At 66.6% G+C, this 24,120-nt stretch carries 25 protein-coding genes; 15 read left to right on the forward strand and 10 right to left on the reverse strand.

Annotation, left to right across the window (positions count from 1 at the left end; all coding sequences use genetic code 11):
* Position 1 precedes the first annotated feature (1 nt).
* Together hutH and hutI are read right to left on the reverse strand one after the other, a co-directional pair.
* A complete protein-coding gene (gene hutH, locus QW868_RS16125; RefSeq protein WP_316230925.1) occupies positions 2-1,549 on the reverse strand; it encodes a histidine ammonia-lyase in 1,548 nt (515 codons plus the stop codon).
* Complete coding sequence (gene hutI, locus QW868_RS16130) at positions 1,546-2,760, reverse strand: imidazolonepropionase (RefSeq protein ID WP_316230926.1); 1,215 nt, start codon at positions 2,758-2,760, stop codon at positions 1,546-1,548. Before hutI ends, hutH begins: the two co-directional genes overlap by 4 nt.
* A 91-nt stretch (positions 2,761-2,851) precedes the next feature.
* Here hutI and QW868_RS16135 point away from each other — a divergent pair, with 91 nt between their 5' ends.
* From QW868_RS16135 to QW868_RS16155, 5 genes are all read left to right on the forward strand, one after another.
* Complete coding sequence (locus QW868_RS16135; RefSeq protein ID WP_315733755.1) at positions 2,852-4,210, forward strand: formimidoylglutamate deiminase; 1,359 nt, start codon at positions 2,852-2,854, stop codon at positions 4,208-4,210.
* On the forward strand, positions 4,207-4,944 hold the full coding sequence (hutC, locus tag QW868_RS16140; protein WP_315785525.1) for a histidine utilization repressor: 738 nt from the start codon (positions 4,207-4,209) through the stop codon (positions 4,942-4,944). Before QW868_RS16135 ends, hutC begins: the two co-directional genes overlap by 4 nt.
* Positions 4,945-5,071: 127 nt before the next feature.
* Entirely contained in the window at positions 5,072-6,016 is a 945-nt protein-coding gene (locus QW868_RS16145; RefSeq protein ID WP_316230927.1) for an ABC transporter substrate-binding protein, read from the forward strand.
* 208 nt (positions 6,017-6,224) lie between these two features.
* Positions 6,225-6,998: an ABC transporter permease gene (locus tag QW868_RS16150; protein ID WP_315755491.1), complete on the forward strand. Its 774-nt coding sequence runs from the start codon at positions 6,225-6,227 to the stop codon at positions 6,996-6,998.
* Entirely contained in the window at positions 6,995-7,780 is a 786-nt protein-coding gene (locus tag QW868_RS16155) for an ABC transporter ATP-binding protein (RefSeq protein WP_316230928.1), read from the forward strand. The genes QW868_RS16150 and QW868_RS16155 overlap by 4 nt, the downstream gene beginning before the upstream one ends.
* Positions 7,781-7,796: 16 nt before the next feature.
* Here the strand turns inward: QW868_RS16155 and QW868_RS16160 are convergent, their stop codons facing one another.
* On the reverse strand, positions 7,797-8,108 hold the full coding sequence (locus QW868_RS16160; RefSeq protein ID WP_315733763.1) for a DUF190 domain-containing protein: 312 nt from the start codon (positions 8,106-8,108) through the stop codon (positions 7,797-7,799).
* A gap of 11 nt (positions 8,109-8,119) precedes the next feature.
* A complete protein-coding gene (locus tag QW868_RS16165; RefSeq protein WP_316230929.1) occupies positions 8,120-9,103 on the reverse strand; it encodes a sodium-dependent bicarbonate transport family permease in 984 nt (327 codons plus the stop codon).
* Between the two features lie 160 nt (positions 9,104-9,263).
* Between QW868_RS16165 and QW868_RS16170 the strand changes: the two genes are divergently transcribed.
* Complete coding sequence (locus QW868_RS16170; RefSeq protein WP_315733767.1) at positions 9,264-10,121, forward strand: LysR substrate-binding domain-containing protein; 858 nt, start codon at positions 9,264-9,266, stop codon at positions 10,119-10,121.
* Here the strand turns inward: QW868_RS16170 and QW868_RS16175 are convergent.
* Both QW868_RS16175 and QW868_RS16180 read right to left on the reverse strand, forming a co-directional pair.
* Positions 10,060-10,362 (reverse strand): hypothetical protein, encoded by a 303-nt coding sequence (locus QW868_RS16175; protein ID WP_315778109.1) that lies wholly within the window; start codon positions 10,360-10,362, stop codon positions 10,060-10,062. The genes QW868_RS16170 and QW868_RS16175 overlap by 62 nt on opposite strands.
* A 15-nt stretch (positions 10,363-10,377) precedes the next feature.
* Positions 10,378-11,139 carry a DUF899 domain-containing protein gene (locus QW868_RS16180; RefSeq protein ID WP_316230930.1) on the reverse strand — a complete coding sequence of 254 codons (762 nt, stop codon included), beginning with the start codon at positions 11,137-11,139 and terminating at the stop codon, positions 10,378-10,380.
* An 85-nt stretch (positions 11,140-11,224) separates the two neighbouring features.
* On the opposite strand from QW868_RS16180, the gene QW868_RS16185 reads away from it, so the two are divergent.
* Positions 11,225-12,445: a helix-turn-helix domain-containing protein gene (locus QW868_RS16185; protein ID WP_316231005.1), complete on the forward strand. Its 1,221-nt coding sequence runs from the start codon at positions 11,225-11,227 to the stop codon at positions 12,443-12,445.
* Positions 12,446-12,477: 32 nt separating this feature from the next.
* The gene (locus QW868_RS16190) at positions 12,478-13,122 is read left to right on the forward strand and encodes a PQQ-binding-like beta-propeller repeat protein (protein WP_316230931.1); all 645 of its coding nucleotides are present in this window, start codon (positions 12,478-12,480) and stop codon (positions 13,120-13,122) included.
* Positions 13,123-13,167: 45 nt separating this feature from the next.
* Here the strand turns inward: QW868_RS16190 and QW868_RS16195 are convergent, their stop codons facing one another.
* A complete protein-coding gene (locus tag QW868_RS16195; RefSeq protein WP_316163112.1) occupies positions 13,168-14,298 on the reverse strand; it encodes a hypothetical protein in 1,131 nt (376 codons plus the stop codon).
* A 229-nt stretch (positions 14,299-14,527) separates the two neighbouring features.
* Between QW868_RS16195 and QW868_RS16200 the strand changes: the two genes are divergently transcribed.
* Genes QW868_RS16200 through QW868_RS16225 form a run of 6 tightly spaced genes read left to right on the forward strand, consistent with a single transcriptional unit; the run spans position 14,528 to position 20,788 of the window.
* The gene (locus QW868_RS16200; RefSeq protein WP_316230932.1) at positions 14,528-15,349 is read left to right on the forward strand and encodes a sugar phosphate isomerase/epimerase family protein; all 822 of its coding nucleotides are present in this window, start codon (positions 14,528-14,530) and stop codon (positions 15,347-15,349) included.
* Between the two features lie 50 nt (positions 15,350-15,399).
* Positions 15,400-17,037 carry an ABC transporter substrate-binding protein gene (locus QW868_RS16205; RefSeq protein WP_316230933.1) on the forward strand — a complete coding sequence of 546 codons (1,638 nt, stop codon included), beginning with the start codon at positions 15,400-15,402 and terminating at the stop codon, positions 17,035-17,037.
* Positions 17,038-17,041: 4 nt separating this feature from the next.
* A complete protein-coding gene (locus QW868_RS16210) occupies positions 17,042-18,016 on the forward strand; it encodes an ABC transporter ATP-binding protein (protein ID WP_315778103.1) in 975 nt (324 codons plus the stop codon).
* Positions 18,013-19,005 carry an oligopeptide/dipeptide ABC transporter ATP-binding protein gene (locus tag QW868_RS16215; protein ID WP_316230934.1) on the forward strand — a complete coding sequence of 331 codons (993 nt, stop codon included), beginning with the start codon at positions 18,013-18,015 and terminating at the stop codon, positions 19,003-19,005. The genes QW868_RS16210 and QW868_RS16215 overlap by 4 nt, the downstream gene beginning before the upstream one ends.
* Positions 19,005-19,934 (forward strand): ABC transporter permease, encoded by a 930-nt coding sequence (locus QW868_RS16220; RefSeq protein ID WP_316230935.1) that lies wholly within the window; start codon positions 19,005-19,007, stop codon positions 19,932-19,934. The genes QW868_RS16215 and QW868_RS16220 overlap by 1 nt, the downstream gene beginning before the upstream one ends.
* A gap of 11 nt (positions 19,935-19,945) precedes the next feature.
* Positions 19,946-20,788 (forward strand): ABC transporter permease, encoded by an 843-nt coding sequence (locus tag QW868_RS16225; protein ID WP_410051301.1) that lies wholly within the window; start codon positions 19,946-19,948, stop codon positions 20,786-20,788.
* Between the two features lie 6 nt (positions 20,789-20,794).
* Here the strand turns inward: QW868_RS16225 and QW868_RS16230 are convergent, their stop codons facing one another.
* Together QW868_RS16230 and QW868_RS16235 are read right to left on the reverse strand one after the other, a co-directional pair.
* Positions 20,795-20,983: a hypothetical protein gene (locus tag QW868_RS16230; RefSeq protein ID WP_316230937.1), complete on the reverse strand. Its 189-nt coding sequence runs from the start codon at positions 20,981-20,983 to the stop codon at positions 20,795-20,797.
* A gap of 95 nt (positions 20,984-21,078) precedes the next feature.
* Positions 21,079-21,966, reverse strand: coding sequence for an NAD(P)/FAD-dependent oxidoreductase (locus tag QW868_RS16235; RefSeq protein WP_316230938.1), 888 nt, complete (start codon positions 21,964-21,966; stop codon positions 21,079-21,081).
* A gap of 305 nt (positions 21,967-22,271) precedes the next feature.
* On the opposite strand from QW868_RS16235, the gene QW868_RS16240 reads away from it, so the two are divergent.
* Positions 22,272-22,466: a hypothetical protein gene (locus QW868_RS16240; RefSeq protein ID WP_315755179.1), complete on the forward strand. Its 195-nt coding sequence runs from the start codon at positions 22,272-22,274 to the stop codon at positions 22,464-22,466.
* A gap of 146 nt (positions 22,467-22,612) precedes the next feature.
* Here QW868_RS16240 and QW868_RS16245 read toward each other — a convergent pair whose 3' ends face one another.
* On the reverse strand, positions 22,613-24,103 hold the full coding sequence (locus QW868_RS16245; protein WP_315798202.1) for an ABC transporter substrate-binding protein: 1,491 nt from the start codon (positions 24,101-24,103) through the stop codon (positions 22,613-22,615).
* Positions 24,104-24,120 lie beyond the last annotated feature (17 nt).

The raw sequence follows: 24,120 nt of genomic DNA on the forward strand, positions 1-24,120 counted from the left end.
CTCATCCAAGCTTGGGAAACGGATCGCGTCCGAGTGCATGCGTTGCAACCGTGGCCAACACACCGCCACCGACGAGCGCGGCCGCCTTGGCGAGATCGTCGGCCATGTAGCGGTCGTTCTCCAGCGCCGGCACGTGCACGCGCAGCGCACCGATGACGGCCGACAGCGCCGCGCTGGTGTCGTGCGGCGCTCGCAGCTCGATGCCTTGGGCGGCGACGAGCAGCTCGATGCCGATGATAGCAGCGAGATTGTCGGCCATGTCGTGCAGCCGCCGCGCCGCATGCGCGGCCATCGACACATGATCTTCCTGGTTGGCGCTGGTCGGCGTGGAGTCGATCGAGCATGGCAGCGCGCGCTGCTTGTTCTCGGCGAACAAAGCCGCCGCCGTCACCTCGGCGATCATGAAGCCGGAGTTCAGTCCCGGCTCCGGCGTGAGGAACGGCGGCAGGCCGAAATTCAGCGCGGGATCGACCAGCGTGGCGATGCGCCGCTCGCTGATCGCGCCGAGCTCGGACAGCGCCAGCGCGATCTGGTCCGCAGCGAACGCCACCGGCTCGGCATGGAAGTTGCCGCCGGAGATGATCTCGCCGGTCCCGACCAGCACCAGCGGATTGTCGGTGACGGCATTGGCTTCGGTCACCAGTGTGCGCGCCGCCTGCGTCAACAGATCGAGCGCGGCGCCTGCGACCTGCGGCTGGCAGCGCAGGCAATACGGATCCTGCACGCGTTCGTCGCCTTCCAGATGCGACAGGCGGATGGCGCTGCCATCGAGCAGCTCCGTCAGCACGCGGCCAGCTTCGATCTGACCGGGATGACCGCGCAGCGCCTGGATCTCGGGGCGGAACGGCGCAGTCGAGGCCATCGCGGCATCGACCGACAGCGCGCCGGCCACCAGCGCGGCGTTGAGCAGATCATGCGCGCGCAACAGGCCAGCGAGCGCATAGGCCGTCGAGAACTGCGTCCCGTTGATCAGCGCGAGGCCTTCTTTCGGCCCGAGCGTGACCGGCGTCAGGCCGGCGTGCGCCAGCGCCTCGCGCCCGGGCACCAGCCGGCCATCGTGGAAGGCCTGGCCCTCGCCGATCATGACCGCCGTCATGTGCGCGAGCGGCGCCAGATCGCCGGAGGCGCCGACGGAGCCCTGCTGCGGCACGAACGGAGACACGCCGTGCGCCAGCATCGCCTGGAGCTGCTCGATGATCTCGCGCCGCACGCCCGAAGCGCCGCGGCCGAGCGAGATGATCTTCAGCGCCATCATCAGCCGCACAATTGGTTGCGGCGTCGCCGGACCGACGCCGCAACAATGCGAGAGGATCAGGTTGCGCTGGAGCTGCGCGGTTTGGTCGGGCGGGATGCGCTTCGAGGCCAGCTTGCCGAAACCGGTATTGATGCCATAGACCGGCTCGGCGCCTTGCGCCGCCTTGGCGACGATCGCGGCCGCCGCCTCGACGTCAGGCCAATAGGAAGCATCGAGCGCGACCGCGGCTCCGGCGTAGATCTGCGCGAGATCGTACAGGCCGATGCGGCCCGGCGCTGCAATGATGGTGCTCATCGGCCCCTCCAGACGCGCTGATGCAGGGGATTGAAGCCCATGCGGTAGACCAGCTCCGCGGGACGGCGGATGTCCCAGATCGCGAGATCGCACCATTTGCCGGCGTCGAGCGTGCCGGTCTCAGCCGACAGACCAAGTGCGCGGGCGCCTTCGCGCGTCACTGCGGCAAGACACTCGTCGACGGTCATGCGAAACAAGGTCGCGGCCATGTTCATTGTGAGAAGCAGCGAGGTCAAAGGCGACGAGCCTGGATTGCAGTCGGTGGCGAGCGCCAGCCTCACGCCATGTTTGCGGAACAGCTCGACCGGCGGCTTCTGCGTCTCGCGGATGAAGTAGTAGGCGCCGGGCAGCAGCACTGCGACCGTGCCGGCGCGCGCCATCGCGGCGGCGCCGGCATCGTCGGTGTGCTCGAGATGATCGGCCGACAGCGCGCCGAATTCGGCGGCGAGCGCAGCGCCACCGAGATTGGACAGTTGGTCGGCATGCAGCTTGACCGGCAGGCCGAGCGCTTTCGCCGCAGCAAATACCCGCGACGTTTGCGCGTGAGAGAAGGCGATGTTTTCCATGAACGCATCGACGGCATCGGCGAGGCCCGACCTTGCGACCGCCGGCAGCATCTCATTGCAGACGAGATCGATGTAGCGGTCCTTGTCGCCGCCAGCCTCCACCGGCAGCGCGTGGGCGCCGAGAAAGCTGGTGCGCACGCCGACCGGCCGCCTGCTGCCGAGCGCGCGGGCTGCGGACAATTGCCGCAGCTCGGTTGCGGTTTCCAGGCCATAGCCGGACTTGATCTCGATCGTGGTGACGCCCTCGGCGAGCAGTGCATCGAGCCGCGGCAGAGCGCATGCAACCAGCGCCTCCTCGCTGGCGGCGCGCGTTGCAGCGACGGTCGAGACGATGCCGCCGCCAGCGCGGGCGATCTCCTCATAGCTCGCGCCCGCCAAGCGCAGCTCGAACTCATGGGCGCGGTCGCCGCCGTAGACGAGATGGGTGTGACAATCGACGAGGCCCGGCGTGATCCAGCGGCTCTCGCAATCGATGCGCTCGGGCGCATCCGCATTGGCTGGAAAATCGGACTGCGGGCCGGCAAAGGCGATGCGGCCGCCGCGCGCGGCCACCACGCCCTGCTCGATCACGCCGAGGCCCGGCTGCCCCTCGCGCAGCGTCGCGAGCCGCGCATTGTGCCAGATCCGATCGAAGCGCTCGGCCATGCTGCTGCCTCCCAACTTCACGAAAGCTTGACGGGCGATATGTCTATACATAAACTCGCTTCCGCCGTCCTGTCCAGCGGGCTTATCGATCATGGCGTCACTGCACTTCGCATCCGCGCTTCTGCCCAAGGGTTGGGCCGAGGACGTGCAGGTCGTCATCAGCAACGGCACAATCGCGTCGGTCACCGCGGGCGTGCCTCCGACCTCCGCCGACGAGCAACATGAGGTCGCGATCCCCGGCATCGCCAGCCTGCACAGTCACGCGTTCCAGCGCGGCATGGCAGGGGTTGCCGAGATCAGCGGTCCTTCCACCGACACGTTCTGGACCTGGCGCGAGACGATGTATCGCTTCGCGCTGGCGATGAGCCCTGACGATGTCGAGGCGGTCGCGACGCTGCTCTATGTCGAGATGCTGGAGCGCGGTTTTACGCGGGTCGGCGAATTCCATTATCTACATCATGATCGCGATGGCACGCCTTACGCCGACATCGCCGAGATGGCGGTGCGCATCGCCGGTGCAGCTCAATCATCCGGCATCGGCCTGACGCTGCTGCCGAGCTTCTATGCGCATGGCGGGTTCGGCGGCGCCGCGCCGCATGAGGGACAGCGGCGCTTCATCTGCGATGTCGATCGCTTCGAGAGGCTGCTCGCGGCGTCGCGCAGGGCTATCAGCACTCTTGCCGGCGCCAATCTCGGCATCGCGCCGCACAGCCTGCGCGCCGTCGCGCCGGATGAGCTGAGCACGCTGTTGCCGCTTGCGGACGGCGGCCCGATCCACATTCACGCCGCCGAGCAGGTCAAGGAGGTCGAGGACTGCCTGGCCTGGTCGGCCCAGCGTCCCGTGCAATGGCTGCTCGATCATCATGCCGTCGATGCTCGCTGGTGCCTGATCCACGCGACGCACATGACGCCGGATGAAACGGCGGCACTCGCGAGCAGCGGCGCGACGGCCGGCCTTTGCCCCATCACCGAAGCCAGCCTCGGCGACGGCATCTTCCCGGCGCGCGACTTCTTGCGCGCGCGTGGACGCATCGGCGTAGGCACCGACTCGAACGTGCTGGTCGGCGTTAGCGATGAGTTGCGCCAGCTCGAATACGGCCAGCGGCTGACGCATCGCGAGCGCAACGTGCTGACGTCAAGTCCGGATGCGTCGACGGGCCGCACGCTTCTCGATGCCGCGCTCGCCGGCGGCGCGCAGGCGCTGGCGCAATCTCTCGCCGGGCTGCAGGTGGGCGGCCGTGCCGACATCGTCACGTTCGATCTGACGCATCCTTCGCTCGCGGGGCGGACGCAAGATGCGCTGCTCGACGGCTGGATCTTCGCGACGTCGAACGACGCGATCGACTGCGTCTGGGCCGGCGGCGCCAAGGTCGTCCAGGGCGGCCACCATCGTTCGCGCGACACGGCCCGGCGCGGCTTCAACAGAGCCGTGCGGAGGCTGCTCGCATGAGCCTCGCCGATGACAGCGCCAAGCAGGCAACCGGCACGCTCTACAAGACGATCCGGCAGGACATCGAGCGCCGCATCCTCACCGGCGAATGGCCGCCGGGCCATCGCATCCCGTTCGAGCACGAGATCATGGAGCACTATGGTTGCTCGCGCATGACCGTGAACAAGGCGCTGTCGGAGCTTGCCCAGGCCGACCTGATCGAGCGGCGGCGGCGCGCCGGCACTTTCGTGCGGCGACCGCAATTCCTGTCGGCCGTGCTGAAGATCCCCGACATCCGCGCCGAGATCGGCGCGCTCGGCCGCGCCTATGGCTACGAGCTGATCTCATCGACGCGCCGCACCGCCAACGCGGCCGATCGCGAGCGCCTCGGCGTCAAGACGCCATGCAAGGTGATCGCGATCCGCTGCCGGCACAGCGCCGACAATTTGCCATTCGCGATCGAGGATCGCCTGATCGACCTCGATGCCGTCCCCGACGCGGCCAAGGCCAATTTCAAGGTCGATCCGCCCGGCTCCTGGCTGCTACATCACGTGCCATGGACCGAAGCGGAGCATGCGATCAGCGCCATCGTCGCCGACGAGGCGATCGCCGATGGGCTCGACATCGCGATCGGCGCACCCTGCCTCGTGATCGAGCGGCACACCTGGCGCCAGAACCAGCCGCTCACAGCGGTGCGGCTGGTCTATCCCGGCGAGCAGCATCGGCTTGTGGCGCGGTTCAGGGGCAGCGAATGAAACGATCAAGCGCGCCCGGCCTGAGCACGAGATTTGCAAGCACGCTTGCAGACGCAGGCGGACCGCGCAGTCTTGACGGCGCGCGAGCCGCGCGACCAGTTTCCTCCCACCGCAAAGGACGATGACGATGCGCAGATTCGGGCTACTTGCAGTAACGGCCGCGCTCCTGACTTCGACGACCGCCTACGCCGATGACGTCAAGGTCGGCATCGGCATTTCCGGCTGGACCGGCTTCGCACCGCTGACCTTGGCGAAGGAGGCCGGCATCTTCAAGAAGAACGGCCTCGACGTCACCATCAAGAAGATCCCGCAGAAGGATCGCCACCTCGCAATCGCGGCGGGTGACGTGCAGTGCGCGGCGACCACGGTGGAGACCTGGATCTCCTGGAACGCCAACGGCGTCGCCACCAAGCAGATCTTCCAGCTCGACAAGAGCTACGGCGCCGACGGCATGGCCGTGCGCAACGACATCGCTTCCATCAAGGACCTGAAGGGCAAGACCGTCGCCGCGTCCGCGCCCGGCACCTCGCCCTATTTCGGGCTGGCCTGGATGCTCAAGAAGAACGGCCTGACAGTGAAGGACGTCACCATCGTGAACCTGGAGCCGGCCGCCGCCGCGCAGGCCTTCGTCTCCGGCCAGAACGATGCGGCGATGACCTACGAGCCGTATCTGTCGACGGTGCGCGCCGCCCCCGACAAGGGCAAGATCATCGCGACCACGCTGGACTATCCAATGGTGATGGATACGTTCGGCTGCACGCCGAAGTTCCTGACTGAGAACCCAAAGGCCGCCAAGGCGCTCGCCGACAGCTATTTCGAGGCGCTGGACATGATCGCCAAGGACCAGGCCAAGGCGTACGAGATCATGGGCGCGGATGTGAAGCAGAGTGGCGAGCAGTTCGGCAACTCGGCGAAGTATCTGCGCTGGCAGGACAAAGCGGCGAGCCAGAAGTTCTTCGAGACGGAGTTCAAGACCTTCAACAAGGAGGCCGCTGAGCTGCTGCTCGAAGTCGGCATCATCAAGCAGATCCCGAAAATCGAGGATCTGTATGATGCGAGCTTCATCAAGTAACTCGGAGCTAAGCTCTGAGTGATCCGTCATTGCGAGCGTAGCGAAGCAATCCAGGGCCCGGGGTGCGACTCTGGATTGCTTCGTCGCTTCGCTCCTCGCAATGACGATGTGGAGACATCATGCCCTCGGAAGTGAATTTATTCGAATCGACCACCAGCAGCCCGCGACACCGGGCGTACCGCCTCCACCACGAAAGCCTTTCTCCGTGATCCGACCTCTCGATCCCGTCAGCGCCAGGTCAAGAACAGCGCTCGGCCTCGCCTTCTTCGTCGTCTTCGTCGCGGCGTGGTCGCTGGCGACGTTCGGCGGTTACGTGTCGAAGACCTTCCTTGCCGATCCGCTGACAATGGTGCGCGAGGGCTGGGATCTGCTGACCAAGTTCGGCTTCCTCTATGACATCGGCATGACCGTCTGGCGTGTCGTCGGCGGGTTCGTGCTCGCGGCTGCCATCGCCGTCCCGCTCGGCCTACTGATGGGCGCCTACAAGCCGGTCGAGGCGTTCCTCGAGCCGTTCGTGTCCTTCGCGCGCTATCTGCCCGCCTCCGCTTTCATTCCGCTGTTGATCCTGTGGGCCGGCATCGGCGAGCTCCAGAAGCTTCTGATCATCTTCATCGGCTCGGTGTTCCAGATCATCCTGATGATCACCGTGACTGTCGGCAATACCAGGCGCGATCTCGTCGAGGCTGCGTATACGCTGGGCGCCAGCGACCGCGGCATCATCGGCCGGGTGCTGCTGCCGTCCGCTGCGCCTGATATCGCCGAGGTCCTGCGCCTCGTGCTCGGCTGGGCCTGGACCTACGTCATCGTCGCCGAGCTGATCGGCTCCTCCTCCGGCATCGGCCACATGATCACCGACAGCCAGGCGTTGCTCAACACCGGACAGATCATCTTCGGCATCATCGTCATCGGCCTGATCGGGCTGATCTCGGACTTCCTGTTCAAGGCGTTCAACGCCTGGCTGTTCCCGTGGAAGCTCGCATGACCACGCTCGTCATCAACAACGTCACGCGCACCTTTCCGGCCCGCCAGGGCCATGCGCCGACACGCGCGTTGGAGCCGGTCGAGCTCACGATCGGCACCAACGACTTCGTCACCATCCTCGGGCCCTCCGGTTGCGGCAAGTCGACCCTGCTGCGCATCGTCGCCGGCCTCGACCGCCCGACCAGCGGCAAGGTGCTGCTCGACGGCCGCGAGGTGACCGGCCCCGGCGCTGACCGCGGCATGGTGTTCCAGTCCTACACGCTGTTTCCCTGGCTCACCGTGCGCGAGAACATCGCCTTTGGCCTGCGCGAGCGCGGCGTGGCCGAGGCCGAGCGCAACGCCATCGCCGACCGCTACATTCAGCAGATCGGGCTGAAGGGTTTCGAGAACCATTGGCCCAAGCAGCTCTCCGGCGGTATGCAGCAGCGCTGCGCGATCGCCCGCGCGCTCGCCAACGATCCGAAGATTCTCCTGCTCGACGAGCCGTTCGGCGCGCTCGACAACCAGACGCGGGTGCTGATGCAGGAGATGCTGCTCGGCATCTGGGAGCGCGACCAGAAGACGGTGCTGTTCGTGACCCACGACATTGAGGAGGCGATCTTCCTCGGCAGCCGCGTGCTGGTGATGAGCGCGCGGCCCGGCCGCATCAAGGCCGACATCAAGATCGAACTGCCGCATCCGCGCTCCTACAAGGTCAAGACCTCGCCGGAGTTCGTGGCGCTCAAGGAGCGGCTGGTCGAGGAGATCCGCGCCGAGGCGCTGAAGGTCGCGGCGGAGGCGTGATCCCCGCCGCGCCGGATCAGAACCGCTCCGGCCTGACCACCTCGACATCGGACACGGTGACGAGGCCGATCTGATGCTGGACCACGGCAAAGACGGCGTCGAGCACGGCATCGACGCGGCCGCCATCGACGATGCACATGATGGCCGCCATCTGGCCGACCTCCGAGACCTGGCCGCCGGCCGACCAGGGGCCGGACTGGCCGCGCCCGGCGATCACCGGCAGCACGGAGTAACCGGTCACGCCGGCCTGATCGAAGCGCTCGGTGACCCGGCGCAGCAGCGGCATCTCGATGATCAGATCGATGCGCTTCTTGGCGAATGTCTTCATCGTCTCCTCCCTCATTTCACGGCGCCGGCGAGCATCGTCGCAGCGCCGATATAGAGCGGAATGCCGACCAGCAGGTTGAACGGAAAGGTGATCCCGAGCGAGAGCGTCAGCGGGATCGCTGCATTGGCCTCCGGCAGCGCCAGCCGCAGCGCGGCGGGCACGGCGATGTAGGACGCCGACGCCGCGAGCGTCATCAGCACGGCGGCAGAGCCGGCCGATAGCCCGATGGCACTTGCGAGCAGAGCGCCCAGCGCTGCGCCGATCAGCGGCATCAGCACGGCGAAGCTGCACAGCGGCACGCTGAGATATTTGCGTCCGTGCTGCAGGCCGCGGCCTGCGATCAAGCCCATGTCGAGCAGGAACACGCAGAGGACGCCTGGGAAGAGATCGACCAGGAACGGCTTCACCGTCGCGAGCCCCTTGGTGCCGGTGATCATACCCACCACGAAGGCACCGAGCAGAGTGACCACCGAGCCGTTCAGCATCACCTCGCGCCACATCGAATGCCCGTCCCCCGTTTCAGTCTTGCGATGCGGACGCGCGAGCTGCAGCGCCGAGACGATCGCGGGCGTCTCCATCGCAGCCGCGACCGCGACCATGTAGCCCGCGAACGGCAACGACACGAGATTGAGCGCGCCGGTGACGGCGGCAAATGTCACCGCCGAGATCGAGCCGTAGTGTCCGGCCACGGCCGCGGCGTCGACCGGCGACAGCCGGCTCATTCGCGTCAGCAGCAGATAGGCCAGGATCGGCGTGAAATAGGACAGCAGGACGCCGGCGCAGATCGCGGCGATCAGATCCCAGCTCATGCCGTGATGCGCGACCTCGACGCCGCCGCGGAAGCCGATCGACATCAGGAGATAGAGCGACAGCAGCTTCGCCACCGCCTCAGGCACGGTGAGATCGGACTTCGCCAGCGCGGCGGCCAGGCCGACCACGAAGAACAACACCATCGGCGACAGCAGATTCTGAAACGCAAGCTCGGTCAGCCCCATGAAGCCCTACTCCGCATCGGGCGGACGGCCTCCGGTGCCGGCCTCCGCCCTCCAAGGGCGCCCCCCAATGGGCGCCGGCCGCACTTGCAGCAAAGGGCGATGATTTGTAAAATTGATAATTGAAAGCTTTACCATTGTGTTTCTCAATCATGACCGCCCCATGCCGAAGACGCTGACCAATCTCGACATCGATCTCGTGCGCACCTTCGCGACCATCGCGCGGCTCGGCAGCTTCACCCAGGCCGCCGAGCGGCTCGGACGCCAGCAATCGACGATCTCGCTGCAGATCGGGCGGCTCGAAAGCGCGGTCAACGCCAAGCTGCTGGAGCGCTCGCCGCGCGCGGTGGCACTGACCACCGAGGGCAAGCTGTTCCTGGACTACGCGCAGAAGCTGCTCGACCTGAACGACGAGGCGGTGGCGCGGTTCGGCGAGCCGATGATGACCGGCGTGGTGCGGCTGGGGACGCCGGAGGATTTCGCGACCCGCCATCTGCCCGAGGTGCTCGCGCGATTCGCGCAGGCCTATCCGTCTGTCGCGCTCGAAGTCACCTGCGACCTGACGCTCAACCTGGTCGACCGCTTCCGCGCCGGCGATTTCGATCTGGTGCTGGTCAAGCAGGAGCCGTCGGTGCGCGCCAAGGGCCTGCGCGTCTGGCGCGAGCCGCTGGTGTGGGTGTCAGGCAGCCGCGACTTCCTGCATCATGGCGCGAAAGTGCCGCTGGTGGTGTCGCCGCCGCCCTGCGTCTACCGCAAGCGCGCCACCACGGCGCTCGACAGAGCGAGGAAGCCGTGGCGCATCTCCTACACTTGCGCCGCCCTGTCCGGCGCGCATGCCGCGGTCAAGGCCGGGCTCGGGCTCGCGGTGCTGCCGAAGGACATGGTGCCGGCAGGCCTGCACGTGCTCGACGGCCATGACCTGCCGGATCTCAAGGACACCGAGATCGCGCTGCTCGAGGTCAAGGGTCTGTCGCTGCCGGCGCAACGGCTGAAGCAGCACATCGTCCGCTCGCTCGAATAGCAACGTAGCGGCCGATGCGCTTCAACCATGGCACGAGGTGGAATGCGCTCATCAGCAGATACATCACCGTCATGTCGCCGAGCGGCGCGCCCGCCGGCATGGCGGAGCAGATCACGTCCGACCGGCCGTCACGCGCCATGGCGTTCAGCACGGCCATCAGCGCGAAGGTCGGCGCCGCAGCGAAGCGGAGACCATTGGCGATGTCGGGCATCGCGCGCATCCTGGTCGGGAGGAACGCCATGGCTCTGCTCCGTGGTCAGCGCTGGCCGTATTCGTCGTGGCGACGCCACCAGACGCCCTGCTCGTTGCGCCCCTTGGGTGCGCGATCGAGCCATTGATAGGCGCCCCATAGCCCGTCGAGGCCGCGCGCATAGGCCGAATAGGTGTGATAGACGGCACCATCCTCAAGGATGAAGGCGCTCATGCCCGGCCGATCGCGCATGAAGGTCGCGCCATCCGTGCCGGTGCCGGCGGCGATCTCCGCCACCATCGCCGGCACGTCGCCAGCCCCGAGCGGAGGACTGGTGCGGTAGTTGTAGTCGGTGCCGCCCTGGCGCTGCTGCTCCTCGGTGATCGCGACGTTGAAGTCGAAGTTGAAGTCGCTGCTCGCCGACGACGCCCAGGGGAAGGTCCAGCCCATCCGCGCCTTGTAGGCCTTCAGCTTGGCCAGCGGCGCGCGCGACACCGCCCACAGCATCACATCATGATTGGCGAGATGCACCGAAAAGCCGTTGAAGCCGTCGGCGATCATCGAGCAGGACGGGCAGCCGGCCTGGAAGTCGGGACCGAACATGAAGTGATAGACCAGCAGCTGCGAGCGTCCCTTGAACAAGTCCGGCAACGCCGCCGGTCCGTCCTCCGTGTCGAAGCGATAGTCCTTGTCGACGCGCACCCATGGCAGCGCCTGCCGCTGCAGCGCCAGCTCGTCGGCGCGGCGGGTGAGCTCCTTCTCTGCTTGCAGAAGGTCGAGCCGTGCCTTCATCCAGTCTTCGCGAGTTCCCGTGATATGCATGGTCATCTTCGTCATCCTTTGCGTGTTGACCGCAACTGACACTAGGATCGGCGCGGGAGAGGCCTGGAGTGACAAGTGTGGCGGGATTGGCATGGACTCGCTGATAGCGGCGGCGGCGCAGGCGCTCGCCGCGGGTGATCCGCTAGGGGCGCTGAATCGAGTCGCGTTGCGCGACGATCCTCCGGCGCTGGCGCTGCGCGGCATTGCCATGGCGCGGCTGGGCGACGTCGTCCGCGCCAAGGCGCTGCTGCGGCAGGCCGCGCGCGCGTTCGGGCCGAAGGCGACGCTGGCTCGCGCCCGCTGCGCCGTCGCGGAGGCCGAGATCGCGCTCGCCGCGCGGGATCTCAGTTGGCCGACCAAGGAACTTGCCGCCGCGCGCGAGATCCTCGACCAGCACGGCGACCGGACCAATGCCGCCTACGCCCGCAGCCTGGAGATCCGGCGCATGGTGCTGATCGGGCACCTCGACGATGCCGAGCGCGGACTGGCGGAGCTCGATCCATCGCCGCTGCTCCCGGCGGCGCGCACGATCTACGAACTGATCGTGGCGGGACTTGCGCTCCGCCGCCTTCAGACCAAGGCTGCGCGATCGGCGTTGGAACGCGCAGCACACACCGCCCGGCAGACGCGCATTCCGGAGCTGCACGCAGAGCTCGAACGGGTCTCGTTGAGCCTGTCCGCGCCGGCGGCGCGCATGATCCAGCGCAGCGAGGAGCGGCTGCTGAAGCTCGACGACGTCGAGGCGCTGTTCCGATCGGACGTGATGATCGTCGATGCCTGCCGGCTGGCCGTGCGCCGCGGCGCGCGCGTCGTGCCGCTGACGCGGCGTCCAGTGCTGTTCGCGCTGGCGCGGCGGCTGGCAGAGCGTGCCCCCGCCGATGTGTCGCGCGCGGACCTGATCGCGCACGCCTTCCGCGGCAAGGAAGCCGACGAGTCGCATCGCGCGCGCTTGCGCGTCGAGATCGGACGCCTGCGCCAACTGCTTCGCGGCCTGGCCGACGTCGGTGCGACCAAGGACGGTTTTGCGCTGAGACCGCTGCAGGATCGGGATGCCGTGGTGCTGGCACCGCCGGTGGAGGACGAGAACGCATCCGTGCTTGCCTGCCTCGCCGACGGGGAGGCATGGTCGAGCTCGGGTCTGGCCATGGCCCTGGGCGAGAGCCAGCGCACCGTGCAACGCGCGCTCGACGCGCTTGCCTTGGCCGGCAAGGTTCAATCCTTCGGCCGCGGCCGCGCGCAACGCTGGACCTGCCCGGTCGTTCCGGCATTCGCGACCGCCTTGTTACTCCCGGCCTTGTCCCCCCTGGACTAGCGTCGGACCGTCGCAACGAGAGAACGGCAGACATGACACGCGCAGCAGCAGAGATCATTCGCGAGTACGGCCCCTTCGAGGGCGCCGAGCGCGTCAATGGCGTCAGCTATGACGGCAGGCAGGTGTGGATCGCGACCGGCGGCAGCATCAAGGCGTTCGATCCCGCCGACGGGACCGTGCGGAAGTCGCTGGACGTGACCTCCCACGCCGGCACGGCCTTTGACGGCCGGCATCTCTATCAGATCGCCGAGGATCGGATCCACAAGGTCGATCCCGACACCGGGCGCGTGCTCGCAACGATCCCTGCGCCCTCGGGCGGCGGGGACTCGGGGCTCGCCTGGGCCGAGGGATCGCTCTGGGTCGGCGCCTATCGCGATCGCAAGATCCACCAGATCGATCCCGCGACCGGGCAAATCCTGCGCAGCATCCCGTGCACGCGTTTCGTCACCGGCGTCACCTGGGTCGATGGCGAGCTTTGGCATGGCACCTGGGAAGACGACGTCAGCGACATCAGGCGCATCGATCCCGCGACCGGCGAGGTGCTCGACCAGCTCGACATGCCTGCTGGCACCGGCGTCTCCGGCATGGAATCCGACGGCGGCGAGACGCTGTATTGCGGCGGCGGCGGCAGCGGCAAGGTCCGCGCCGTCAGGCGGCCGAAGCGGTCGCGAGGGTGAGCCGGCAAATCGACCCGCGGACGGCGTAGCGAAGGGAAGGCAGCCCTATTTCCCTATCGACGTATAGGCCGCCTTGCGGAAGTTGGCGTTGGCTTCCTCGCGGGTCTGCAGCTGCTGGCCACCGCCGCCACCGACCGGCTTGGTCGGCGTGACCACCGAGAACAGGACGAAGCCGCCGGCCTTGCGCGGGAAGATGAAGTATTCGGCGATGTCCGACTTCTCGCTGTCCTCGCAGGAGGACATGCCGCGGAACACGACGGCGCTGTCGACCAGTTCGCTGTTGCGCGCCGAGATGAACTTGCCCTTGCAGTCGCGGGCATCGTTGCCGATGATCGTGGCGGCGACTTCGAGGCCGTCGACATTCCGCTGCGGCGGCACGATCCGAACGAACCCGGTGGCGTTGTCGGCCTTCCAGGCGACCCCGCCCGATGTCAACCACACTGGCCGTTCGCCCCCGCCCAGAATGGCCGGATGCGACAGCGCGGCTTTGAGAATGAAGTTGGAGGCGATCTGCATCGCTTCCAATTGCAGCTCGGGAGAGTCCTCCGACGCCCGCGCCGGCTGCGTGCTCGCCGTCGCGGTGGCGGCGGGCGGCGCTCCCTGACGCTGCGCCGAGGGAGCGCCGTGCTGCACGGTGAAATTCGTCGCGGCCGCCATTCCGCCGGCATTGATCATGCGCACGCAATTCGCCAGCGACGGCAGCAGCACCGACGTGCCGTTCAGATCGAACTGGAACAGATTGCCTTGCGCGAAGGCCGACATCGTCCGTGCCGCCCTGAACGCCTTGATCAGGCTGGAGTCGTTCGGCATCGGCACGACGACCATGTTGGCCGACCACACCGAGCCCTCGACATTGTAGGAGTTGCGTCCGTCGAAGCTGAGCACGATGGGAAACTTCTGTCCCTGCGACAGCGACCAGCCGGGATGGATGAAGGCGAGAGCCCAGTTGAAGGTCGGCAGCGCGAGAACACCGAAATTGATGCCGCTCTTGTAGCTGGCGGAAGCGATGCAGCTCGAGAATTTTCCGGTGTTGTCGTCGGTGTAGGCGCCGCCCGACCAGCCCGCGACGGAGATGGAGCCGTAAGGCCCCTTCGCATGCGCAGGCTCATTCAACGCAGCTGTCGCCAGCGCCAGGAGTGAAGCCATCAGTCCAAGGACCGCACGCCGTACCGTCATCCCAATTCCCCGTTTTCGCCGCATTGTTGCAATTCCCGCGGCTACGTCAAGTAGCAGCGAACAACGTGCGACCACCCCAGGGATTGCGAGGCCGACCGGCCTCGTGCCCACGAAGGCACAACATGTCGCGGACGTCCTCCACAGCCCTTCATGGGAGCGTCATCGAACTCCGCTAGCGCTTGCCGGGTCTCACGCAGGCCAAGGGCTTCCTCGAAAGGGTTTCCTCGACATGACCACCACGCTGCCGGTGCTCGGCGCCGCCCTCTCCGTCAAGTCCATTCCGGCTCATCGCGACTGGCTGCTCCAACGTCAACGCGATCTCGAGATCCAGGACTTCTTCCGCGCGGACCTTCTCGACAGCGACTGGCGCAGCACCGCCAAGGAGATCAAGTCGATGCTGTCAGGTCACTCGGGTCGGCTGGGCATCCACGGCCCGTTCTGGGGCTTCAAGATCGACAGTCACGACCCGATGATCCGCCGCGCCGTGACCAAACGCCTGCTGCAGGGGCTCGAGGTCGCCGAATTTCTCGGCGCCACCCAGATGGTGATCCACTCGCCGTACACGACTTGGGATGCCAACAACATCGACATGCTGCCGGACAATCGCGAGGCGCTGATCGAGCGTGTCAGGGCGACCTTGACCGACGTCATCGCCTCTGCCGAGCAGGCCAACTGCGAGATCGTGATCGAGAACATCGAGGACAAGAACCCGCAGGATCGCGTTGGACTGGCGAAGGCGCTGGGCAGCAGCAAGGTGCGGGTCTCGCTCGACACCGGCCATGCCAACTACGCGCACCATTCGACCGGCGCGCCGCCCGTCGACTACTACGTCGATTCTGCCGGCGACATGCTGACCCATGTCCATCTGCAGGACACCGACGGCTACGCCGACCGCCACTGGGCGCCGGGCGAAGGCAATATCCGCTGGGTCGCCGTGTTCCGCGCGCTCGCCCGACTCAATTCCAACCCGCGCCTGATCCTCGAACTGCGCAACCATGATCACGTCAAGGCCGGCGCAGCGTATCTCGCCTCGCTCGAGCTCGCTCAATAAGCCAACGCATCCTCATTTCTCGGACAACCTCAGACCACAGAGATATTGCCATGACCAAGCTCACCCGCCGCGGCCTGCTCGGCGCCGGCGCCGCGATCGGCGGCAGCTTCATCCTGCCGCGCGTCTCGATCGCGCAAGCCGACACCCGTCCCTCGGTCACCATCGCCGTGCAGAAGGTGACCAACTCGAACGTGCTCGACGTGCTGCGCGAGCAGTCCAATGTCGGCGAGCGCGTGTTCTACTCGTCGCTGTGGGAAGGCCTGATCTCCAAGAACTTCCGCGGCAATCTCGAAGCCGTTCCCGGCCTCGCCACCGAGTGGAAGCGCATCGACGACCAGACCGTCGAATTGAAGCTGCGCCAGGGCGTCAAGTTCCACAATGGCGACGAGATGACGGCCGAGGACGTCGTGTTCTCGTTCAGCCGCGAGCGCATGTTCGGCGACAGCGAGGCCAAGAGCCGCAGCACCATCAAGGCATTCGAGAAGATCCCGGCGCCGCGCCCCGGCAAGGAGCTGCCGCCGGACGTCATCGGCGTGGCCCGCCGCATCTGGCCGGATCTCGTCCGCGTCGATGCCATCGACAAATACACCGTGCGCTTCGTCAACGCGACGCCTGACGTGACCATCGAAGGCCGCCTGATGCGCTACGGCTCGGACATCATGAGCCGGCGCGGCTGGGAGGAAGCCGCGAGCTACCTCGACTGGGCGCGCAAGCCGATCACGACGGGTCCCTACAAGATCGTCGAGTTCAAGCCCGACGTGTCGCTGACGCTCGAGGCGCACGATGAATATTGGGGCGGCCGTCCGCCGCTGAAGCGCATCCGCTTCCTCGAAGTGCCGGAGGTCGCGAGCCGCATCAATGGGCTTCTCTCCGGCGAGTATCAGTTCGCCTGCGACATCCCGCCGGACCAGATCGCCGGCATCGAGAAGAATGCGGCGTTCGAGGTCCAGGGCGGCACCATCCTCAACCACCGCCTGACCGTGTTCGACAAGAATCATCCGCAGCTCGCCAATCCCCTGGTGCGGCGCGCCTTCACCCATGCGATCGACCGCCAGGCCATCGTCGACAGCCTGTGGGCCGGCCGCACCCGCGTGCCGAAGGGCCTGCAGTGGGAGTTCTACGGCGACATGTTCGTCGCCGATTGGAGCGTGCCAGCATTCGATCCCAAGCTGGCGCAGGACCTGCTGAAGCAGGCCGGCTACAAGGGCGACCCGATCCCCTATCGCCTGCTGAACAACTACTACACCAACCAGGTCGCGACCGCGCAGGTGCTGGTCGAGATGTGGCAGGCGGTCGGCCTCAATGTGCAGATCGAGACCAAGGAGAACTGGTCGCAGATCCTGGAGCGCGGCCCGACCCGCGCCGTGCGCGACTGGTCCAACTCGGCCGCGTTCAACGATCCGGTTTCGTCGCTGGTCGCCCAGCATGGCCCCAACGGCCAGCAGCAGCAGGTCGGCGAATGGAGCAACGACGAGCTGAACCGGCTGTCGGAGTTCTTGGAGACCTCGACAGATCGCGACGCTCGCAAGAAGGCGTTCCGCCGCATGCTGGAGATCGCCGAGCGCGAGGACCCGGCCTACACGGTGCTGCACCAGAACGCGACCTTCACCGCCAAGCCGAAGTCGATCAAGTGGAAGGCCTCGCCGGCCTTCGCGATGGACTTCCGCACCGGCAACTACGGAGCGTGATGCCGTGGCGCCGCTGGTCAGCATCTCCGGCCTCAGGGTCGCCTTCGACGGCACGCCCGTGCTGCATGGCATCGATCTCGACATCCGCAAGGGCGAGGCCGTCGGCCTCGTCGGCGAGTCCGGATCCGGCAAGTCGGTGACGTGGCTCGCGGCGCTCGGCCTGTTGCCGGTCAAGGCGAAAGTGTCCGGATCAGCCAAGCTCGAAGGCCGCGAGCTGCTGGGTGCTGATGGCAAGGTGCTCGACCAGGTGCGCGGCCGCCGCATCGCGATGATCTTCCAGGATCCCGCCAGCGCGCTCAATCCGGTGCTCACGATCCGCCGCCAGTTGTGCGAAAGCCTCGCGCTGCATCGCGGGCTGCGCGGCGAGGCCGCGCGGGCCGAGGCGCTCAGGCTGCTCAATCTCGTCGGCATTCCCGATGCGGCGCGGCGGCTGTCGGCTTATCCGCACGAGTTCTCCGGCGGCCAGGTCCAGCGCATCATGATCGCGATGGCGCTCGCCGGCCAGCCCGACCTCCTGATCGCCGACGAGCCGACCACCGCGCTCGACGCCACGATCCAGGCGCAGATCCTCGATCTGTTGTCGGCCATCCGGCGCGAGTTCAACATGGCGATGGTCCTGATCAGCCACGACCTCGGCGTCGTCGCCGAGAATTGCGACCGCGTCTGCGTGATGTATGCGGGCCGCATCGTCGAGCGCGCCCCGGCGACGAGGCTGTTCGATGATCCCTGGCACCCCTACGCGCAGGGCCTGATCGGTGCGCTGCCGCCGCTCGATGGCATCAGGCGGCGGCTGCAGGCCATTCCCGGCACGGTCCCTGATCCCCGCGCCCTGCCGAGCGGTTGCGCCTTCGCGCCACGCTGCACCTTTGCCGGCGACGGCTGCCATGCCGGCGTGCCGCCACTGGCGCCGATCGAGCCGGACCGCGCGGTGGCCTGCCTGCGGCCGCAGCGTCTGCCGGTGGAGCTCGCCGCCGAATGACCGCGCCGCTGGTCGAGGTCCACGGGATCTCGCGCACCTACCGGATGAGGTCCGGCCTGTTCGGGCGTCCTGCATCGGTCCACGCCGTTGACGGCTTGAGCTTTGCGATTGCGAAGGGCGAGACGCTCGGCATCGTCGGCGAATCCGGCTCCGGCAAATCCACCACGGGGCGCATGGTGCTCGGGCTCGAGCCGCCCGACCAGGGCAGCGTGCGCTTCGGCGGCGCGCCGATCGCGGCCCCTGGCTCGGCGGCGTGGCGCGCCCAGCGCGCGCGCATGCAGATGATCTTCCAGGATCCGCTCGGCGCACTCGACCGCCGGCCTGCCGTCGCCGAGCAGATCCGCGAGCCGCTCGACATCCACGACATCGGGACCCAGCCAGAGCGCGAGGCGCGCGTGCGCGAGCTGCTGCACGCCGTCGATCTCAACGACAGCCATGGCCGGCGCTATCCCGGCGCGCTGTCGGGCGGCCAGCGTCAGCGCATCGTGCTCGCCCGCGCGCTGGCGACCAGGCCGGACTTTCTCGTCTGCGACGAGCCGGTCAGCGCGCTCGACGTCTCGATCCAGGCGCAGGTGGTCAACCTGCTCGTCGATCTGCAGGCCCGGCTCGGGTTGACCATGCTGTTCATCAGCCACGACCTGCGCGTCGTCAGGCAGATCAGCACCAAGGTCGCGGTGATGTATCTCGGCCGCATCGTCGAGCATGGCAACGCCGACGATCTGTTCGCGCGGCCGCAGCATCCTTACACGCAGGCGCTGGTGTCGGCGTCGCCGGCGCCGGGCCGCCGCAGCTCCGGACGCATCGTGCTGACCGGCGACCCGCCGAATCCGGCCGCGCGCCCCTCCGGCTGCGCCTTCCATCCGCGCTGCAGCCGCGCGACCGCCCGCTGCGCCAATGAGGTGCCCGCGCTCACCGCGCTGGATCAGCAGCGCCAGGTGGCCTGCCATCTCGTGACGGGGCCGCAGTCACAGACCCAGGATGCCGCGTAATGCTGCGCTATTTCGCGATCCGTCTGTCGCGCGCGCTGCTGACGATCGCACTCGTCGTCACCTTCGCCTTCATCGTGCTCAGGCTGTCGGGCGATCCCGCGCTGATGATCATGGGGCCCGAGGCGCCGCCCGAGGTGATCGCCGCATTCCGCAAGGCGTGGGGCCTCGATCATCCGATCTGGATGCAATATCTCGATTACTTCAAGGCAATCGGCCAGGGCGAGCTCGGACGCTCGATGCGCGACGGCCGGCCGGCGATCCAGCTCGTCATCGAGCGCATCCCGGCGACCCTGGCGCTGACCATCCCGGCGTTCCTGGTGAAAGTGTTGCTCGGCATTCCCGCCGGCATCTATGCAGCGCTTCACCGCGGCTCAGCCATCGACCGCGCCGTGATGATCACGGCGGTGGCCGGCTTCACGGTGCCGAGCTTCGTGCTGGCGCTGATTCTGGTGCTGATCTTCGCCGTCCAGCTCGGCTGGCTGCCGTCGGGCGGGCAGGACTCCTGGCATCATGCCATCCTGCCGATCGTGACGCTCGGCTTCGGCGGCGCTGCGGTGCTGGCGCGGTTCACGCGTAGCGCGATGCTCGAGATCCTCGGCCAGCCCTATATACGGACCGCATCAGCCAAGGGCGTGCCCTGGCGCCGGGTCATCACCGACCATGCGCTGCCGAACGCCGCGATTCCGACCGTTACCATCCTCGGCTTCATGGTCGGCAGCCTGATCGCGGGCGCGGTCGTGGTGGAAAGCGTATTCTCCTGGCCCGGCGTCGGCCGCCTGCTCGTCGTCGCCGTCGCCAATCGTGACCTCGCCGTCGTGCAATGCATCCTGCTGCTGGTGGCGATGACGATGGTGACGTCCAACCTGATCGTCGATTTTCTCTACGGCCTGCTCGATCCGCGGCTGCGCAGCAAGGGAGCGGAGGCATGACCGACGTTGCGATGAAGGCACCTGCCGCGCGGCGGCTGAGCTGGCCCGACGTTCCCGTCTCCGTCACGATCGCCGCGTGCTGGATCGCGGCAATGCTGCTGCTGGCCGTCTTCGCCGACCAGTTCGCACCTTATGGCTTCACCAAGTTCGACCTGCGCAATCGCCTGGCGCTGCCCGGCAACGCCGCGCATTGGCTCGGCACCGACGAACTCGGCCGTGACGTGCTGTCGCGCCTGATCGTCTCGATCCGGATCTCGCTCCTGATCGCGTTCGGCGCCACCGCGATCTCCGCCGTCGCCGGCACCACGCTGGGCTTTCTCGCCGCGCATTTCCGCGGCCTCGTCGAGCAGGCAGTGCTGATGCTGGCGGACTTCCAGGCCAGCATGCCGTTCCTCATCCTCGCGCTCGCCGTGCTCGCCTTCTTCGGCAACTCGCTGCCGCTCCTGATCGGGCTGATGGGCCTGTTCGGCTGGGAGCGCTATGCGCGCATCGCGCGCGGGCTCGCGATCTCCGCCAATGCGCAAGGCTACGCCGCCGCCGTGCGCCAGCTCGGCGCGACGCCGCAGCGCGTGTATCTCAAGCACATCCTGCCGAACATCGCCTCGACCTTGATCGTGTCGATGACGCTGGTGTTTCCGGAAGTCATCCTGCTGGAGTCCGGCCTCTCGTTCCTCGGGCTCGGCGTGCAGCCGCCGATGACGAGCCTCGGCAACATGGTCGGCTATGGCCGCGAATATCTCACGCGCGCGCCGTGGATCATGCTGGCGCCGGCGATCATCATCGTCGTGACCACGCTTGCGGTGTCCGTGATCGGCGACTGGCTGCGTGACCGGCTCGACCCGACGCTGCAATAGCTGCACTCAGCCGCGGGCTTCCTTGGTCGCAGAGGCGCCCTGTTCGCAGACGATGACCGCGTTGCCAGCCGGCTCGCCCGCCAGCGCCGTCCATTTCGATGCTTCCTGCAGCCAAAGGTCGCGGCGTGTCGGATCGCGTGCGGCTTCCTCATGGCAGCTTGACGCCGCCGCCAAACATGCCGATTTCCTGTCCATGCGCCAAGGTCCGACAGATCAACACCAAACGCGTTAACACAGGATAGCGCGATCTGAGGTTGTGATCGACTTCGCATGATTGTCCTGCCGGAAGGTTACACATAGCGCATCGGCAGCGAATGATGTGCGTGGCAGGCGGCCACCGCGGCATGGCCGAACGCGACCGAGATCTGGTGTAGGTCGGTGACGACGTCGCCGATACCATAAAGCCCGTCGACGCCGCAGCGCTGCTTGGCGTCCACCTCCAGAAAATCCTCGGCCGTGTGTCGCGCGCCCATCCGGATGGCGAGCTCCGAGCGGACCTCAGCCCCCAGCGCGGGATAGATGACCTCGAAGGGTTCGCTGGCGCCATCTGCGAACACCGCCTCGATGGCACCGCTCCGGCGCTGAAGCGACCGGAGAGGCGGCATCACGCGAACCCCGGCCGCGGCCAGCTCCTCCCGCGCTGCGTCGTTCTGCGCGTCATCGCTCGGGATCAACGTGATGTCGGCGCTGTAGACACGCATGAACAGCGCCTTGCCTGCAGCATGACCGAGTGCACCGACGATCGCGATCTTGCGGTCGGCTGCCTCGTAGCCATCGCAGACAGGGCAGTAGCGCAGCTCACCCTGGCGAACCGCCTCGATCCAGTCGGGAAGAGGAAACTGCCTGTCGACGATCCCCGTCGCCAGAATCACCCGCTGCGCGGCGATTGCACCGTCAGCATATGTCGCGACGACGTCCGCGCCGGTCCTGTCGAGCGATGTCACCGTGCCGCGGATGATCGGGACGCGGAGGTCCTCCACCTGATGCTCCATCCGCGCGAGCAGCTCATGTCCCGAAATGCCGTCAGGAAAGCCAGGTAGATTATGACTGCGGGGAATCAGGGCTGCCCGAGATGCGCCGCTGTCGATGATCACGACGTCCCGTCGGAACCGCGCCAGATAGATCGCGGCCATCAGGCCGGCCGGCCCGCCGCCGACGACGAGAACTTCGGTGCGCATCGCAGCCCTCGCCCTTCTTGACAGCTCGGCCGCGTCTGCCGCGAAACCGTTGTTCGTCCCATGCGCGCGACCGCTGCCGAAACCGGCAGGTTCCTGAGCGCTCGGTCGACGCCGACACCCCAAATTCTACGCAGCCCGCGGTCCCAAGTTCCCCCCCCCCCGGGCTCCGGAGCAAAATTCGCTCGGTCATAATCCGGAACACACAAGGAACTTTTTTTGGGCAACGGAACTTAACCTATGTCACTGCTGTGCAGCGGCGATAGTGGCAAAATTTGACACCTAAGGTTGTGTTTCGGGGAGCATCGATGCGATTTGAGAATTCAACCGACGAAAGTCTGTTGGCCTATTATGAGAGTGTCCGAAAGCAAGTTGCCGCTGATAGTCGGATCGGGGGACCCTATCGTCTCATCGGAGACCGGGCCAAGCAATACGCCCAGGAGCTTCAGGCTGAAATGCGACGACGGCAGATGCGCTTTACGCCCATCGAATGGCCGAACTGATCTGTAGAATTAATGGTGTCGTTCGTGGAAAGATACCCGTCACGCGACCGCACATATGGATGGACCGGCGATGCCCTCTTCCACAAGGGGAGAGGGCACCGCATTGCGCAGGAATTATTTCGCAGCCAAGCAAAACGGGCTCACGATCATTCCCACGACCAGCTCGCGAAATCGTTCTCGAACTGAGGCACGTCCTTCCAGACGCCCTTCAGCTTCTTGTTGATCACCGTGATCCACTGCGGCTGGAACAGGAAGCCGGCGGCCGCATCCGTTGCCAGCATGCGCTGGGCGTCGCCGAGCAGCTTGGTGCGCTCCGCCTCGTTCGGCGTGTCGACGATCTTCTGATACAGCTTGTCGAAGGCCTCGGACTGATAGCCGAAGTAGTAGTTCTTATCGGTGAACTTCACGAGATCGAACGGCTCGACATGCGAGACGATGGTCAGGTCGAAATCATGCGGTCCGTTGAACACCTGTGACAGCCACGCCGCCCATTCGAGATTCTCGATCTTGGCGACGATGCCGACCTTGGCCAATTGAGCCGCGAGCACCTCGCCGCCCTGGCGCGCATAGGCCGGCGGCGGCAGCCGCAGCGACAGTTGCAGCGGCGTGGCGATGCCGGCTTCCGCCAGCAGCTTCTTGGCCTTCTCCGGGTCGTAGGGATTGATGTCGGTGGTGTCGACATAGCCGAGCGAGCCCGGCACGTAGAAGCTGCCGATCGGCGTACCCAGGCCGTCGACGGCGCCTTCGATCATCGCCTTGCGATCGATCGCGGCAAGGATCGCGCGGCGGACGCGGACGTCGTCGAGCGGCTTCTTCTTGTTGTTGATGGTGACGATGGTCTTCGCCTTTGAGCCGCCGATCAGCACGGTGAAGCGCGGGTCGGACTTGAACTGCGCGATGGTGCGCGCCGTGGTGCCGCGCGGAAAGGCGTCAACGTCGCCCGACAGCAGCGCCGCGACCTGCGCCGCCGGATCGGAGATGAAGCGGATCGTCACCTTGGACAGCTTCACGGCTGCGGCGTTGCGATAGTCCGGCCATTTGTTCAAGCTCAGGGACGAGCCCTTGGCCCAGCTACCCAGCGTGTACGGCCCAGTACCGACCGGCTGCGTCGCGTTGGTCGGCGCGCTCTTCGGCTCGACGATCGCGGCTGTGGCCTGTCCGAGCAGGAACGGCAGGTTGGGCTCGGAATATTTGAGCTTGACCTCGATCGTCTCGGCATCGGGCGCGTTGACCGCCTCCATCGCCTGGAACAGCGCCTTGTCCTTGTTGGTGCTGTTCGCGGCGCCGGCGCGCTCGAACGAGAACTTCACGGCGGCGGAATCGAATGCCTCGCCGTTCTGGAATTTCACGCCCTTGACGAGCTTGAAAGTGTAGCTCTTCAGATCCGACGAGGCCTGCCAGCTCGAGGCCAGCAGCGGCGACACCGAGCCGTCCTCGTTGATCTTGGTCAGCGTCTCATAGACGTTGTAGAGCGTGACCTCGGCGATGGCCGCGGCGGCCGCGCTGGTCGGATCGAGCCCCGGCGGCTCCAAGGTCATGCCGACGACGACGCTGTCCTTCTTGCTTTGTGCCGAGGCCGGCACAGCGGTGGCCGCGACGAGCGCGGCCAATGCGACGATGGATAGTCTTTTCAACATTGTTCGTTTCTCCCGGA

The organism is Bradyrhizobium sp. SZCCHNR1051 (genome assembly GCF_032489615.1).
GTDB lineage: Bacteria > Pseudomonadota > Alphaproteobacteria > Rhizobiales > Xanthobacteraceae > Bradyrhizobium.

Coding starts and splice junctions, on each gene's coding strand:
- QW868_RS16155 (WP_316230928.1), top strand. CDS start 6,995: ATGACCACGCTCGTCATCAACAACGTCACGCGCACCTTTCCGGCCCGC.
- QW868_RS16235 (WP_316230938.1), bottom strand. CDS start 21,966: ATGCGCACCGAAGTTCTCGTCGTCGGCGGCGGGCCGGCCGGCCTGATG.
- QW868_RS16215 (WP_316230934.1), top strand. CDS start 18,013: ATGACCGCGCCGCTGGTCGAGGTCCACGGGATCTCGCGCACCTACCGG.
- QW868_RS16160 (WP_315733763.1), bottom strand. CDS start 8,108: ATGAAGACATTCGCCAAGAAGCGCATCGATCTGATCATCGAGATGCCG.
- QW868_RS16165 (WP_316230929.1), bottom strand. CDS start 9,103: ATGGGGCTGACCGAGCTTGCGTTTCAGAATCTGCTGTCGCCGATGGTG.
- QW868_RS16200 (WP_316230932.1), top strand. CDS start 14,528: ATGACCACCACGCTGCCGGTGCTCGGCGCCGCCCTCTCCGTCAAGTCC.
- QW868_RS16175 (WP_315778109.1), bottom strand. CDS start 10,362: ATGGCGTTCCTCCCGACCAGGATGCGCGCGATGCCCGACATCGCCAAT.
- QW868_RS16180 (WP_316230930.1), bottom strand. CDS start 11,139: ATGACCATGCATATCACGGGAACTCGCGAAGACTGGATGAAGGCACGG.
- QW868_RS16145 (WP_316230927.1), top strand. CDS start 5,072: ATGCGCAGATTCGGGCTACTTGCAGTAACGGCCGCGCTCCTGACTTCG.
- QW868_RS16220 (WP_316230935.1), top strand. CDS start 19,005: ATGCTGCGCTATTTCGCGATCCGTCTGTCGCGCGCGCTGCTGACGATC.
- QW868_RS16205 (WP_316230933.1), top strand. CDS start 15,400: ATGACCAAGCTCACCCGCCGCGGCCTGCTCGGCGCCGGCGCCGCGATC.
- QW868_RS16190 (WP_316230931.1), top strand. CDS start 12,478: ATGACACGCGCAGCAGCAGAGATCATTCGCGAGTACGGCCCCTTCGAG.
- hutI (WP_316230926.1), bottom strand. CDS start 2,760: ATGGCCGAGCGCTTCGATCGGATCTGGCACAATGCGCGGCTCGCGACG.
- QW868_RS16230 (WP_316230937.1), bottom strand. CDS start 20,983: ATGGACAGGAAATCGGCATGTTTGGCGGCGGCGTCAAGCTGCCATGAG.
- QW868_RS16170 (WP_315733767.1), top strand. CDS start 9,264: ATGCCGAAGACGCTGACCAATCTCGACATCGATCTCGTGCGCACCTTC.
- QW868_RS16240 (WP_315755179.1), top strand. CDS start 22,272: ATGCGATTTGAGAATTCAACCGACGAAAGTCTGTTGGCCTATTATGAG.
- hutC (WP_315785525.1), top strand. CDS start 4,207: ATGAGCCTCGCCGATGACAGCGCCAAGCAGGCAACCGGCACGCTCTAC.
- QW868_RS16245 (WP_315798202.1), bottom strand. CDS start 24,103: ATGTTGAAAAGACTATCCATCGTCGCATTGGCCGCGCTCGTCGCGGCC.
- hutH (WP_316230925.1), bottom strand. CDS start 1,549: ATGAGCACCATCATTGCAGCGCCGGGCCGCATCGGCCTGTACGATCTC.
- QW868_RS16195 (WP_316163112.1), bottom strand. CDS start 14,298: ATGACGGTACGGCGTGCGGTCCTTGGACTGATGGCTTCACTCCTGGCG.
- QW868_RS16135 (WP_315733755.1), top strand. CDS start 2,852: ATGGCGTCACTGCACTTCGCATCCGCGCTTCTGCCCAAGGGTTGGGCC.
- QW868_RS16185 (WP_316231005.1), top strand. CDS start 11,225: ATGGACTCGCTGATAGCGGCGGCGGCGCAGGCGCTCGCCGCGGGTGAT.
- QW868_RS16225 (WP_410051301.1), top strand. CDS start 19,946: ATGAAGGCACCTGCCGCGCGGCGGCTGAGCTGGCCCGACGTTCCCGTC.